General features: G+C 69.5%; 13 protein-coding genes. 6 read left to right on the forward strand and 7 right to left on the reverse strand.

Translation table 11 applies throughout. The annotated features are described in order from the left end of the window. Positions 1–9: 9 nt before the first annotated feature. Positions 10–516, reverse strand: coding sequence for an Rv1352/Rv1906c domain-containing protein (locus L2Z93_RS08670; protein ID WP_234786260.1), 507 nt, complete (start codon positions 514–516; stop codon positions 10–12). A 158-nt stretch (positions 517–674) separates the two neighbouring features. Between L2Z93_RS08670 and L2Z93_RS08675 the strand changes: the two genes are divergently transcribed. After that, positions 675–1,469 carry a serine hydrolase gene (locus tag L2Z93_RS08675; protein ID WP_090593155.1) on the forward strand — a complete coding sequence of 265 codons (795 nt, stop codon included), beginning with the start codon at positions 675–677 and terminating at the stop codon, positions 1,467–1,469. A 55-nt stretch (positions 1,470–1,524) separates the two neighbouring features. Here the strand turns inward: L2Z93_RS08675 and L2Z93_RS08680 are convergent, their stop codons facing one another. Next, positions 1,525–1,941, reverse strand: a complete 417-nt coding sequence (locus L2Z93_RS08680; protein ID WP_090593066.1) for an STAS domain-containing protein — start codon at positions 1,939–1,941, stop codon at positions 1,525–1,527. 211 nt (positions 1,942–2,152) lie between these two features. On the opposite strand from L2Z93_RS08680, the gene L2Z93_RS08685 reads away from it, so the two are divergent. After that, positions 2,153–3,970 carry a fatty acyl-AMP ligase gene (locus L2Z93_RS08685; RefSeq protein ID WP_090593070.1) on the forward strand — a complete coding sequence of 606 codons (1,818 nt, stop codon included), beginning with the start codon at positions 2,153–2,155 and terminating at the stop codon, positions 3,968–3,970. Between the two features lie 50 nt (positions 3,971–4,020). Here the strand turns inward: L2Z93_RS08685 and katG are convergent, their stop codons facing one another. Both katG and L2Z93_RS08695 read right to left on the reverse strand, forming a co-directional pair. Next, complete coding sequence (gene katG, locus L2Z93_RS08690; RefSeq protein WP_162562030.1) at positions 4,021–6,171, reverse strand: catalase/peroxidase HPI; 2,151 nt, start codon at positions 6,169–6,171, stop codon at positions 4,021–4,023. 90 nt (positions 6,172–6,261) lie between these two features. Then, complete coding sequence (locus L2Z93_RS08695) at positions 6,262–6,720, reverse strand: Fur family transcriptional regulator (RefSeq protein WP_090593076.1); 459 nt, start codon at positions 6,718–6,720, stop codon at positions 6,262–6,264. A 156-nt stretch (positions 6,721–6,876) separates the two neighbouring features. Between L2Z93_RS08695 and L2Z93_RS08700 the strand changes: the two genes are divergently transcribed. Further along, entirely contained in the window at positions 6,877–7,809 is a 933-nt protein-coding gene (locus tag L2Z93_RS08700) for an enolase C-terminal domain-like protein (protein WP_234786261.1), read from the forward strand. On the opposite strand, the gene L2Z93_RS08705 is transcribed toward L2Z93_RS08700, so the two are convergent. After that, positions 7,802–8,635, reverse strand: a complete 834-nt coding sequence (locus L2Z93_RS08705; RefSeq protein WP_090593081.1) for a cutinase family protein — start codon at positions 8,633–8,635, stop codon at positions 7,802–7,804. The two genes, L2Z93_RS08700 and L2Z93_RS08705, sit on opposite strands and share 8 nt — an antisense overlap. A gap of 111 nt (positions 8,636–8,746) precedes the next feature. Here L2Z93_RS08705 and tpx point away from each other — a divergent pair, with 111 nt between their 5' ends. Together tpx and ripD are read left to right on the forward strand one after the other, a co-directional pair. Then, the gene (gene tpx, locus L2Z93_RS08710) at positions 8,747–9,238 is read left to right on the forward strand and encodes a thiol peroxidase (RefSeq protein WP_090593084.1); all 492 of its coding nucleotides are present in this window, start codon (positions 8,747–8,749) and stop codon (positions 9,236–9,238) included. A gap of 191 nt (positions 9,239–9,429) precedes the next feature. Further along, the gene (gene ripD, locus L2Z93_RS08715; protein WP_090593086.1) at positions 9,430–10,068 is read left to right on the forward strand and encodes an NlpC/P60 family peptidoglycan-binding protein RipD; all 639 of its coding nucleotides are present in this window, start codon (positions 9,430–9,432) and stop codon (positions 10,066–10,068) included. A gap of 50 nt (positions 10,069–10,118) precedes the next feature. On the opposite strand, the gene mgtE is transcribed toward ripD, so the two are convergent. Next, the gene (mgtE, locus tag L2Z93_RS08720) at positions 10,119–11,501 is read right to left on the reverse strand and encodes a magnesium transporter (RefSeq protein ID WP_090593087.1); all 1,383 of its coding nucleotides are present in this window, start codon (positions 11,499–11,501) and stop codon (positions 10,119–10,121) included. A 188-nt stretch (positions 11,502–11,689) separates the two neighbouring features. Here mgtE and L2Z93_RS08725 point away from each other — a divergent pair, with 188 nt between their 5' ends. Continuing rightward, positions 11,690–12,217 (forward strand): hypothetical protein, encoded by a 528-nt coding sequence (locus L2Z93_RS08725; protein ID WP_090593088.1) that lies wholly within the window; start codon positions 11,690–11,692, stop codon positions 12,215–12,217. Positions 12,218–12,227: 10 nt separating this feature from the next. Here the strand turns inward: L2Z93_RS08725 and L2Z93_RS08730 are convergent, their stop codons facing one another. Continuing rightward, on the reverse strand, positions 12,228–13,226 hold the full coding sequence (locus tag L2Z93_RS08730) for an SMP-30/gluconolactonase/LRE family protein (protein ID WP_090593089.1): 999 nt from the start codon (positions 13,224–13,226) through the stop codon (positions 12,228–12,230). Positions 13,227–13,255: the final 29 nt, after the last annotated feature.

A 13,255-nucleotide genomic window follows, 5' to 3' on the forward strand; every position in this document is an offset into this window, starting at 1 on the left:
GTATATCTCTCAGTTTCCAGGCTTGGGAGCCGACCCAAGGCGCGCGGTGATATCGGCCAAACCGATCAGCAAGCCGCCGGCGCCGGGCTGCTGAGGCTGCTGATCGGTCAGCGTCCAGGTTTGGCATTCGTTGGTCTTGAAGCTCAGGTCGGTCGCTTCGATCCGGACCACCTGGGGCTTCTTGGTCAGCGCGTTGTCCAGGATCTCGTCGCCGTTCGGGCCGCCGATGCGCTTCCAGTAGCAGGCCACTCCGTCGCGGGGGCCCTGGGACGCATAGGTGCCCGGGACGATGTCGGCGCCCACCCTGAAGGTGCCGTCGGAATCGATCACGGTCTTCGGGCCGTCGGTGTTCTCCGGAGCGGCCGCGGTGTCCTGGGCAGCGGTGTCCTCGGCGACGGGGCCGGGCGGGGGTCCGGGGGCCGGAGTCGGTTCGGGGTCAGCGCCGGCCGAACCGGCGGAAACCGTCGCCGCCAGGAGCGCGGAAGCGCCCAGCATAGTCACGGATCGCAGCCACATGATCGTCAGTTTAGCCTGTCTAAGCTCATTTCGGGATGTTGGACAACCGTGACCTTCGTCGCCGGTGCGTCCCCCGGAGCGAGCGATGGCCCCGCCCTAGCATTCCCGCCGTGAGGATCCCGGGCGTCCGCGCCGTCGCGGCCGTGCTGGTGGCGCTGATGGCGCTCGTCGGGGCCCAACTCGGGGCCGCCGGAACGGCCGCCGCCCGCTGCGAAGCCGCCACTGGGTCGGGATGCGATCTGGCCACCCGGATCAGCGCGGCGAACGCCTACCTGGCCACCCGACCGGGTGTGGTGGGCTACGTGCTGCGCGATCGCACCGCCGGTCTGCGCTATCGCAACGACAACGCCGGCGCCATGATCTGGACCGCGTCCACCATCAAACTGGCCATGGTGGTGGATCTGCTCACCCGGGAGCGAGCCGGCAAACTGCGGCTGTCTGCCCAGGACCGCCAGCTCATGCAGGGCATGCTGCGCGACTCCGACAATGACGCCGCCGACACCCTCTGGGACCGCTACGGCGGCGACGACCATCGAACGTTCAACGTGGACTTCGCCCGCTACGGAATGACGAACCTCGCGCCGCAACCCGGGTTCGGCGACGTGTTTCCCTACTGGGGGTTTCAGAAGGGCACTGCCGACGACTTCGACCGGATGCTGAATTTCATGCTGTCCCAGATGAACCCGGCCGACACCGCGGCGATCGTCGCGGAAATGCAGCGCGTGGGCGGCGCACAACAATGGGGCGTCTGGGGCGCCGGCCCGGCGATGGCGCCCGGGGTGAAGAACGGTTGGTCTCCCGAGCATGGAGGCTGGGTGGTCAACTCCGTGGGGTTCGCCGGACCGGGGCAGCGCTTCACCCTGGTGGTGTTCAACGCGCTCGGTGACGCCGGCGGCTACGACGACGGCGTCACCACCACCACCGGGCTCAGCAAGATTCTGCTCGGGCCTTGACGACGAAAAAGGCGTCCGCCGGGTGGGCGGGCGCCTTTTTCGCTTGCTCCTCGACTCACGCGGTGCGGTGCAGCAGCGGCAGCAGCATCCGGCGGCGGATGAACACGTCGTCGGCGAGCCACTGCAGCGCCTCGGGCACCGAGGTCGCGACCGCGAAGCCGTCCTCGCCGATCCGGATCTGGGCGGCCACCGCCGGAGACGTGACCAGCAGCCACTCCACACCGGCTGCGGCACAGGCGGAGTCGACCGACTCCAGCACCGGCAGGTAGTCATCCGGCGCGGACTCCACGGCGGTCAGATCGAGCACCACCGGCTTTTCGGCGATGACGAACCGGCGGGTCTCGGTCATGGCTTGCGCGGCGTTGGCCTCGTCGAGCACGCCGCTGATGGTCACGACGGTGGCGAGATGCCGGCACTGCACCCGAATCTGGGCGCCGCCGCAGATGATCGCAGGATTTCCGTAACCAGTCATGTCGAGCCTCGCTTCGAGATCGGTTTGCCGACGGTTCAATCGCAACGTCGCCGCGATATGACAATGACGGTATGCGCCGAATTTAAGGTCTTGGGGAGCAGCATCTAACGCTTTGCTAAGAAACGAAATCGGTGTTTGCCCAGCTACCTACGGGTAGCGCCGAACGCAGCCGCTTCGGGGACCGGATCCGGCGGCTCATAGACTGCCTGGCATGTATCCCGGTTTGCTGCAGGTCGACGATTGCCTGGACGGCGACGGTTTGGTCGTCGTACCGCCGACCCTGACCATCGACGCCCTCATCGAGCGCTGCATCTACAGCGTCGGGGAGCAGACCGCCTATCGCTACATCGATTTCTCCCGGGTCTCCGACGGCGTGGTCTCCGAGATCACCTGGAATCAGGTGGGGGTGCGGGCCACCGCGGTCGCCGCCGCGGTGCAGCGCCACGCTCATCCTCGCGACCGGGTGGCGGTGCTGGCGCCGCAGGGCCTCGACTACATCACCGGCTTCTTCGGCGCGATCAAGGCCGGCACGGTCGCCGTCCCGCTGTTCGCGCCCGAGTTGGCCGGCCAGGCCGAGCGGCTGGACACCGCGATGCGCGACGCGCGCCCGTCGGTGGTGCTGACCACCAGTTCGGTCCGTGACCTCATCGTTGGCTTCCTGGACCGGCTGACCGGAATGCCGCGGCCGCAGGTGATCCTGCTCGACGAGCTTCCCGACACCAGCGCACGCGACTTCAATCCGGTTCACATCGATATCGGCGATGTGTGCCACCTGCAGTACAGCGGCGGCGCCACCCGCGCGCCCGTCGGCATCGAGATCACCCACCGGGCGATGGTCACCAACCTGGTGCAGATGATCCTGGCGATCGACCTGCACGACCGCAACACCCACGGCGTCAGCTGGCTGCCGCTCTACCACGACATGGGCCTGTCGATGATCGGCTTCCCGACGGTCTACGGCGGTCACACCACCCTGATGTCGCCGACGGCCTTCATCCGTCGGCCGCAGCGCTGGATCAAGGCGATGTCCGACGAGATCCGGCTCGGCCGGCCGGTGGTGACCGCGGCGCCCAACCTCGCCTACGACTGGGCGGCCCAGCGTGGCTTGCCCGACGACGGCGAGACCGTGGACCTGAGCAATGTCACCATGATCATCGGCTCCGAGCCGGTCAGTTACGGCGCGATCGCGGCGTTCACCGACGCCTTTGCGCCGCACGGGCTTCCGGCCTCCGCCATCAAGCCGTCCTACGGGATCGCCGAGGCGACGCTGATGGTGGCCACCACCGGGCCGCAACAGGCGCCCGCCGTGGTGCACTTCGATCGCGCCGAGTTGGGTCGCGGCCGAGCGGCGCCGGTCAACGCCGACGATCCCGCCGCGGTGCCGCACGTGTCGTGCGGGCGGCTGGCCAACAACCTGCAGGCGGTCATCGTCGACCCGGCCGCCGGCGCGGAACTGCCCGACGGCTCGGTGGGTGAGATCTGGTTGCACGGGGCCAATATCGGGCGCGGCTACTGGCGGCGGCGCGCCGAGTCCGAGCAGACCTTCGGCGCGCGGCTGACTGCGCGCGACGGCGCGCACAGTCGGGCCCGCGCCGTGCCCACCGACGCCCGCTGGCTGCGCACCGGCGACCTCGGCTTCTTCCTGAACGGCGAGTTGTTCGTGCCCGGCCGCCTCATCGACCTCATCACCATCGACGGCCGCGCGCACTATCCGGACGATATCGAGCTGACCGCCGCCGACGCGTCGTCGCTGCTGCGCCGTGGCTACATCATCGCCTTCTCTGTTCCCGACGGCAGTGGGGGACAGAAGCTGGTGCTGGCCTGCGAACGGGCCCCGGGCACCGCCCGCAAGGACCCGCAGCCGGGCATCGACGCGGTGCGCGCCGCGGTCGCCAAGCGGCACGGGCTGTCCGTCGCCGACGTGTTGCTGTTGCCCGGGGGCGCCGTCCCGCGGACCACCAGCGGCAAGCTGCGCCGACGCGCCTGCCGCGAGAGCTACCTCGACGGAACGCTGGGCAAGAAGAGCTGAACGCGACAGCGCCCCGCAGGCCGAGGCCTGCGGGGCGCTGTTCCTTGCGACTAGCTGTTCTTCACATCGAACCGGTCGGCGTCCATCACCTTGGTCCACGCGGCGACGAAGTCCCGGACGAACTTCTCCTTCGCGTCGTCGGCGGCGTAGACCTCGGCCAGCGCCCGCAGCTGCGAGTTGGAGCCGAACAGCAGGTCCACCCGGCTGGCGGTGTACTTCGGCTCGCCGGTCGCGCGATCGGAACCGACGTAGGTGCCGTCGTCGGCCGACGACGGCGCCCACTTGAGGCCCATATCGCAGATGCTGACGAAGAAGTCCGTCGTCAGCGCGCCCGGACGCTCGGTGAGCACACCCAGCTTTGACCCGCCGTGGTTGGCCTCCAGCGCCCGTAGGCCGCCGACCAGCACGGTCATCTCCGGACCCGACAGGTTCAGCTGGTTGGCCCGGTCGATGAGGTGGTATTCCGCGGGCAGGTTCAGGCCCTTGCCGGCGTAGTTGCGGAATCCGTCGGCCTTGGGCTCCAGGTAGGAGAACGAGTCCGCGTCGGTCATCTCCTGGGTGGCGTCACCGCGACCCGGGGTGAACGGCACGTCGATGTCGAATCCGGCTGCCTTGGCGGCCTTTTCAACGCCCACATTGCCGGCCAGCACCACCACGTCGGCGAAGGAGACGTTGACGCCGGAGGACGCCTGGATCTCCTCGAGCTTGCGGATCACCTGAGCCAGCTCATCGGGCTCGTTGGATTCCCAGCCCAGCTGCGGCTGCAGCCGGATCCGGCCGCCGTTGGCCCCGCCGCGCATATCGCTGTTGCGGTAGGAGGCCGCGGCCTTCCACGCGGTGGAGACCAGCTGCGGCACGGTCAGACCGGAGTCGGCGATCGCGGCCTTGAGGGCGGCGACGTCGGCGTCGGACAGATTCGCGTTGCCAGCCGGCACCGGGTCCTGCCAGACCCAGGTGTCCTTGGGCACGAACGGCCCGAGGTAGCGGACCGCCGGGCCCATGTCGCGGTGCATGAGCTTGAACCAGGCCTTGGCGAACTCCTCGGCCAGCTCGTCGGGGTGATCGAGCCAGCGACGGGTGATCTTGCCGTAGATCGGATCCTCGCGCATGGACAGGTCGGTGGTCAGCATCGCCGGGTGGGTGCGGCCCTTGAGATCGGGGGTCGGCACCGAGTTCGCCCAGCCGTTGTCCTTGGGACGCCACTGCTGCGCGCCGGCCTTGCTCTTGAACAGCTCCCACTCGTTGCTGTACAGGATCTCCAGGAAGCTGTTGTCCCACTTGGTCGGCGTGTGGGTCCAGATGACCTCCAGACCGCTGCCGACCCGGTCGTTCGGGTTGCCGGTGTCGTTGGGGTTCTTCCAGCCCAGGCCCATCTCCTGCAGCGGAGCGGCGGCCGGCTCGGGGCCGAGCGCCTCGGCGTCGCCGTTGCCGTGGGTCTTGCCGAAGGTGTGCCCGCCGACGATCAGCGCGGCGGTCTCCACATCGTTCATCGCCATCCGGCCGAACGTCTCGCGGATGTCGATGGCCGCGGCCAGCGGATCCGGAACACCCTCGGGGCCTTCGGGATTGACGTAGATCAGACCCATCATGGTGGCGGCCAGCGGGTTGTCCAGCTTGGTCCGGTCACTGCCCTGGTAGCGGTCCTGCGAGCCGAGCCACTCGGCCTCGGCGCCCCAGAAGACGTCCTCCTCCGGCTCCCAGCAGTCGGCGCGGCCGAAGGCGAAGCCGGCGGTCTTGAAGCCCATGTGCTCCATCGCGCGGTTGCCGGCGTAGGCGATGAGATCTGCCCAGGAGATCTTGTTGCCGTACTTCTTCTTCAGCGGCCACAGCAGGCGACGGGCCTGGTCCAGCAGCACGTTGTCCGGCCAGCTGTTCAGCGGCTCGAAGCGCTGCATGCCGCGTCCGGCGCCGCCGCGGCCGTCCTGAACGCGGTAGGTGCCGGCGGCATGCCAGCTCATCCGGACGAACAGCGGGCCGTAGTGGCCGAAGTCGGCCGGCCACCAGGACTGCGAGTCGGTCAGCAGCGCGTCGAAGTCGGCCTGGAACTCCTCGAAGTCGAGGGTCTGGACGACCTGGCGGTAGTCGTAGCCCTCATCCTCGGGATCGATGATGTCGGGGTTCTTCTGCAGGATCTTCAGGTTGACCTGGTTGGGCCACCAGTCGCGGTTGCTGCCGCCCTCGACGGGAGGCTTGATCCGCATCGGACAGCCGCTCTCGGTCTGGGCTTCTCCGATGGGAGGGGTTTCCTCAGGCACTGCATTTCCTTTCGGGAGGGGTGAATCGGGCTGTGATCACGGTTGTGATCCCGAAATTTGTGCGGGCGCGGCCGGTGCGGCCGCGCAATCGGGGCAGATGCCCCAGTAGATGACCTCGGCCTCGTCGATCACGAACCCGAGATCGTCTGCGGCGGTCAGGCATGGCACCTCGCCGACCGCGCAGTCCACATCGGCGATGACGCCGCAGGAGCGGCAGACGATGTGGTGGTGGTTGTCGCCGACCCGCGCCTCGTACCGGGCCAATGAGCCGGATGGCTGAATCCGGCGCAGCACCCCGGTGGTGGCCAACACGTTGAGAACGTCGTAGACCGCTTGCCGGGACACCGCCGGAAGGTGTTCGCGGACGGCGGTCAGGACGGTTTCGGTGTCGGCGTGCGGGTGGGCGTGAACGGCCTCCAACACGGCCAGCCGTGGTTGGGTGACGCGCAGCTGGGCTGCGCGCAGCTGAGCCGGGAAATCCGACGGCACGTTCACCTCTTCACACTTACGCCCTTTTCTGGACTGAGTCAAGAGTTGGCTGGATGTATCGACCCGCACGCGTGCTGTATGGGCGGGAACCGGGGCTGTGTGTTCGACGGTAGAGAGAAAACCGGGGGCATGTGCGGCTTTTCCGGATTAGCGTCTGCGTCGGTGCGAGCCTTGGTGGATTTCACAGCGGCCCCGGCGTATTCGGTGCCGTCGACCGACGCCGGTATTCCCGGAGTGTCCGGACTGCTGCTGGAGGGACCGCAGGGGTGGGGCGAGTTCAGCCCCCGCGGTGACGCCGATGCGGCGGCCGCCGTGGTGGCGGCGATCGAGCCGGGGACCGTGGGTTGGCCGGATCCGGTCCGCGGCTGGGCGCCGGTGGCGCTGACGATCCCGGTAGGCGCCGCGCAGCGCGCTGCCGGCCGGATCGCCGACAGCGGTTGCCGCACCGTCCGGCTGCCGGTCACCGGCCGCGCGGAGTTGGCCGCCGCCGAGTCGGCGGCCATCCGGTCGGTGCGCGCCGCGCTCGGCGCCGACGGCGGGCTGCGCCTGGTGCTCGCCGCCGATTCTGCTGACCCCGGGCCGGGGCTCGCCGCGCTGACCGAGTCGGCCGGTGGCGTCGAATTCATCGAACTGGGTCATGGCAGCGCGCACCGCGCGGTCGAATTGCGCCGCAGCACAGGCGCGCCGATCGCCGCGCACCTGACCGGCGCCGAATGGGCAGAGCTCGCCCGGTCCCTCGACGTGGTGGTGCTGTCGGTGGCGGCCCTCGGCGGCGCCCGCCGATGCCTGCGGATCGCCGAGCAGATCGGCAAACCGGTCGTGGTGGCCTCCGCGGGGGAGAGCAGCATCGGACTCTCGGCCGGACTGGCGCTGGCCGGCGCGTTGCCGGAACTGCCCTACGCCTGCGCGCTTGGCGACCTCGGGTGGCTGGCCGGAGATCTGGTCGAGTCCGCGCGGCAATTACGTCCGCGGGCGGGCCGATTGCCGGTGGCGCCGATGCCGCCGGCGCCGGATCCGGCCATGCTGGAGCGCTTCGCGATCACCGACGCCACCGAGCTCGCCCGGTGGCGCGAGCGGTTGCGCCGGGTCAGTTGACCCCGTGCGGAGTGCCCTCGGGCGCCTGGGCCGCGACGTCGGCGGGCGGCGCGGCGTCGGCGGACGGCGCGGCGGGCTCGCCGTCGATGCCCAATCCCGCCCGCACCCGCGGGACGGCGAAATCGGCGGCCTGATCGATCATCCCGTTGAACGGGTAGGTGGTGTGCGCGAACAGGTCGCCGCCATCGCTGCAGACGAAATCGCCCGGGGCGCAAAGCTCGAGGGTTTTGGCCTTGAACGGTTCGCCGATGATGATCTCCGGCGCCCCGCCGGCGAAGCTCGTCAGAAAGTCCTTGTCCGGCTTGCCGAACAGCACCACGGCGGCGACGTGATCGGCGATCGCGTTGGGCAGCGGCCCGTCGACGCCGTCCGGCAGCGTCACCCCGGGCGGGACCTTGTCGGCGGTCAGATAGCCGATCACCGCGGCGCCCTGGGAGAAGCCACCGAGCACCAATTGGGTGTCCGGGCACCGATTGGCCATGTCCAGCAAGCGGTTTCGCGCGTCGACGACGCCGTCGATGGCCAGCGAGTACTGCTGCGAGGCGGGATAGTTGACCGAATACACGTCCGACGCGATGCCGGCGGTGCGCGCTTGGAAGGCGTTGATGAACAACTGGCCGACGTCACCGGGGCCCGGTGCTTGATCGGTGCCCCGAGCGAAGATCACCTCGGTCTGCGGACAGCCGGGCTCGACCGCGGGTTCGGGCTCCGGCTCCGCGCCGGCCTGGCCGACGCCGAGCGGTGACAGCGCCACCGCGAAGAGCAACGACGCGCACCCCCTGGACCGCCATCGATTGTCGCTCGGTTTGTTGAGCGTGCCTTGCATGGTCAACCACCACCTTGGAATCACCCCGACCCTCGGCCCCAATCGATGCTACCGGTGGTTCAGCGGGGCTCGGTGGTTAACAAATGCCGCCGATGTTGGCAGACTGGGCCCATGGCTCAGATCACATTCCGCGGAACCCCCGTCCACACCTCCGGCGAACTGCCGGCCGTCGGCAGCCCGGCGCCGTCCTTCACGCTGACCGGCAGCGACCTCGCCGAGGTGACCGACGGACAGTTCGATGGGAAGCCGGTCGTGCTCAACATCTTCCCGTCCGTCGACACCGGGGTGTGTGCGACGAGCGTGCGCACGTTCAACGAGCGCGTCGCCGGCACCGGTGTGTCGGTGCTGTGCGTGTCGGCGGATCTGCCGTTCGCCCAGGCGCGGTTCTGCGGCGCGGAGGGCATCGAGAATGTCACCTCGGCGTCGACGTTCCGCAGTGACTTCGGGTCCGATTACGGCATCACCATGACCGACGGGCCGCTGGCCGGTCTGCTGGGCCGCGCGGTGGTCGTGGTGGGCGCCGACGGCAATGTGGTCTACACCGAGTTGGTGCCCGAGATCGCCAGCGAGCCGAACTACGACGCAGCGCTCGCCGCTCTGTAGTCCGTTCTGCGGGTAAGGGTCCCGCCTCAGGGTCGCGACCCCGTTGCCGTTGCGTCACGGTCTGAGAACCTCTCGGCCGATGCCCTCGCCGCGATTGGCCTGCTCTGCCGCACCTGTTGTAAAAGTGAATGGTGTGGTCAGTGTGACCACAGATTCACATGGTGCGCTGTGCGGAGAGAAGGTCGATTCAAATGAAGCGCGCATATGCCCTAGTAGCCGCTGCGATCATGCTGGTGTCCCTGCCCGGGATCGCGTCGGCGGACAGTTACCGATCGCCGGCCAACCAGCAGGCGATCGCTCAGGTGATCCAACGCGGGCTGTCCCAGCGCGGGGTGCCGTTCGTCTACGGCGGAGGCGACATCAACGGGCCGACCAAGGCCCGGGCGCAGACACCGACCGCGCCGGCCGCCGCGGCGCCGGGCGCTCAGGGCGCGCCGCAGCTCGGCCCCGGCCAGACCGACGCCTCGGTGCTGAACCCGGCGCCCGCGCCGACCTTGCAGATCCCGGGGCTGAACCTCGGCAACACCCCCGCCGCGCCGGCGGTCCCCGACGTCGCGGGCTTCGACGCGTCCGGCCTGATGGTCTACTCCTACGCCGGCGCCGGCATCAAGCTGCCGCGGTCCTCCGGCGATCAGTACAAGGTCGGCCAGAAGGTGTTGCCGTCCCAGGCGCTGCCGGGCGACCTGCTGTTCTACGGGCCCGAAGGCACCCAGAGCGTCGCGATGTTCCTGGGCAACGCCCAAATGCTGGAGGTGGGCAGTGCGGGCGTCACCGTGTCCCCGGTGCGCACCAACGACATGACGCCGTACCTCGTCCGGATCATCGCCTGAGCGTTAAGTCCCAACCGAATTCACCACGACGCTGTCGCAGCCGACGGGGGTCACAGCCCCTGTAGCTGCGACAGGGTCGCGTGGGCGATCATGAAGTAGATGATCAGACCGGTGCCGTCGACGATGGTTGCGATCATCGGCGCCGAGACCAGGGCCGGATCGATCCGGAGCTTCTTGAGCAGCGGTGGCAGCACCGAGGAGACCAACGCCGACCACAGCACGATCGCCGCGATGGTCAGCGTCACCGTGATGGCGATCTCCATGCCGACACCGAGTGTCCAGGCGCGGATCAGCCCGGCCAGCGCCATCGTCACCGCCACCATCGACGCGGTCGACAGTTCCTTGGCCAGCACGGCGGGCACGTCGCGCAATCGCACCTGGCCGAGCGCCATGGCGCGCACCAGGGTGGTGGTGATCTGGGTGCCGGTGTTGCCGCCGGTGCCGATCAGCAGCGGGATGAAGAACGCCAGCGCGACGACGGCGTCCATCTCCTCCTCGAAATGCCGGAGCACCGTGCCGGTGTAGGCCTCGGCCACGAACAACAGCAGCAGCCAGACAATCCGCTTGCGCCACAGCAGAAACGGCGAGGCGCGCAGGTACGGCACCTCGAGAGGGGCCGAACCGCCCTGGCGTTCGGCGTCCTCGGTGGCCTCCTCCTCGGCGATGTCGGCGGCGTCGTCCTCGGTGAGGATGCCCAGCAGCCGGCCGTGCGCGTCGAGCACCGGGATCGCCACCAGATCGAAGGCGTCGAGTGTGCGCGCGGCGTCCTCGGCGTCGTCGAGGGCGCGCACCGAGTGGACTTCGGTGTCCATCAACTCCCGCAGCGGCCGTCCCGGTTCGGCCAGCACCAGGTCCCGGAACCCCACCACGCCAAGAAGCCGGGAACCCTCGTCGACGATGAAGATGTAGGCACCGGTGCGCGCGTCGGAACGCAGAGCCGCGGCTTCGGCGCGCACTCGGTCGATCGCCTCGGCGGCGGTGGTCGCGAGCGGAACCGTCAGCGCCTCGGGCACCATGTGCGCCGCGGCGCTGTCCGGCGGCCAGCTCAGCAACCCGGCCAGCCCGGCCGCCCGCTCCGGCGGCAGCGCGTCCAGGATCTGTTGCCGCGGGCCCTCCTTGAGTTCGCGCAGAATCTCGGCGGCGCGGTCGCTGTCGCTGGCGTCGAGGAAACGGGCCGCGGTCGCGGGATCGGCCACGCGCAGCAGCCGGGCGGCGAGCTCCTCGTCAACCGACTCCAGGATGTCGATCGCGTCCTCGTCGGAGGCGGTCGCAGCGAGCTCGGCGAGTTGCTCGCGGGACAATCGCGCCATCTCGTGGGAGCGGTCGGCGGGCAGCGGAGTGCGACGCAACCAGTCGGTCACGGCGGCTGGGTCGGCGGTCGCGACGACGTCGTCCAGATCCGCGGGGTGAAGGTGGCTCTGCGGGTTCCCCATGCTCGTCCTCGTGGTTGCGGTGGCGGCGGGCCCGACGAGCATAAGTCGACGCGCCCGAGCCTGACGGTCGGCGCCGAGGTGGGCGCCGCTTGTTGGGCGGGGGTTCAGACGCCGTTCAACCAGGGCGAAGCCGCGCGCGCCGGCCCCGGGCGTACTAGCCTTGCCCGGAGTACGGAAGGCTGAGGGCAATGACATTTCCAGCACACGCGCGCGGGGTGAAGATCGCGGTGGCCGGCGCGCTGATGGCCGGCGCCGCGCTGGCCGCCGCCGGATCGGCCGCCGCCGACAACGAGCCGGCCCCGCCCGGGCCGCCGCCCGCCGAGCAGCCCGCGCCCGGCCCGATCATGCCGCAGCAGGTGCCCGAGATCCCCAACGCCGCCTACGGCGCCGACCGCAACGGCGTCGGGTTCTTCGGCACCATCCGGGATCTGTGGCACCAGGCGCAGGACCCCTACGGGATGACCAACCCGGAGCAGGCGCAGGTCGTCGGCGCCGCGCCGCCCGCGGGCGCCGGCCCGGCCCCGCAACTGCCGCCCGGGTACCTGTCGACCAACGCCCCCGGTTCGGAAGCGCCGGCGAAGGCGCCCGACGAGACCGTCACCGGTCCCGCGCTGCCCGAGGGGTACTACTCCCTCGACGGGCCGCCGCCGCCGGACTACGAGTTCGTTCCCGGCGGGGTGCCGGTTCAGCCGCCCGCCGAGACCCCGGCGCAGTAGCCGGGCGCCCTCACCGGTCCAGCACCAGCAGCCCGTCGCGCTTGATGCTGGACAGCACCAGTCGCCCGCCGCGCTCGGCCACCCCGGTGACCATGTGGAAGTCGTCGCGCGGTTCCTGAAGGTCCGCCAGCAGTTCGCCGTTCTCGCCGAAGGCCATCACCCAGGTGGTGCGCACGCCCTCGGGTTTGAACCGGTCCGGTAGCGCCCACAGCGCCTGGCGGATCCACGTCGGACGTGGCGCCAGGGATTCCAGCAGCTTGTCCCGGAGATTGCAGATCGCCACCCAGAACCGGCCGTCGGCAGACCGGGACACATTGTCCGGGTAGCCGGGCAGGTTGTCGGCCAGCACGGTCACCTCGCCGGAGGCGAGGTCATAGCGCTTGAGCGTCGGGCCCATGGTTTCGGCGAAGATCACGGCGGACTCGTCGCCGGTCAGGGTGACGCCGTTGGCGAAGTCCAGCCCGTCCAACAGCACGTGCACCGAACCGTCGGGATCGCGGCGCATCAGCCGGCCGGTCGCGCGCTGTTCGAGCACCGCGCCCAGATAGTGCTCGAAGGTGAACCGGCTGGTGGACTCGGTGAACCAGATGGTTCCGTCGGATCCCGCGGTGGCGTTCGAGCAGAACACCAGCGGCTTGCCCTGGACTGTGCGGACCAACTCTTCGATTTCCCCTGTCACGCAATCCATTCGGAGCAACCCGCGGTGGGCGTCGCAGATGATCAGTCGTCCGTCGGGCAGCATTTCCAGACCGAGCGGACGGCCGCCGGTGTTGCCGAGGACAGAAGTCTTCGACGTGTCGAGGTCGACGGCGACGATGGCGCCGGTCTCCAGCCCGGTGATCGCTCGGCCGGCATCGTCGAACACGACGTCCTCGGGGCCGTGCCCGGGCACTGGGATCAGCCGCGCTTGCGGGAACGCTGTTCGGCTGCGCTGATCGTCGGCTCGCTTCGGGCGCGGCGGAAAGTCGGTGCGGCGGACTGCCTTCAGCGACGGTTTAGGTGCGGGCATCGGTGGATCGTCGCATGATTAACTGACGA

Origin of the sequence: Mycolicibacterium brumae, assembly GCF_025215495.1 — a bacterium.
Lineage (GTDB): Bacteria > Actinomycetota > Actinomycetes > Mycobacteriales > Mycobacteriaceae > Mycobacterium > Mycobacterium brumae.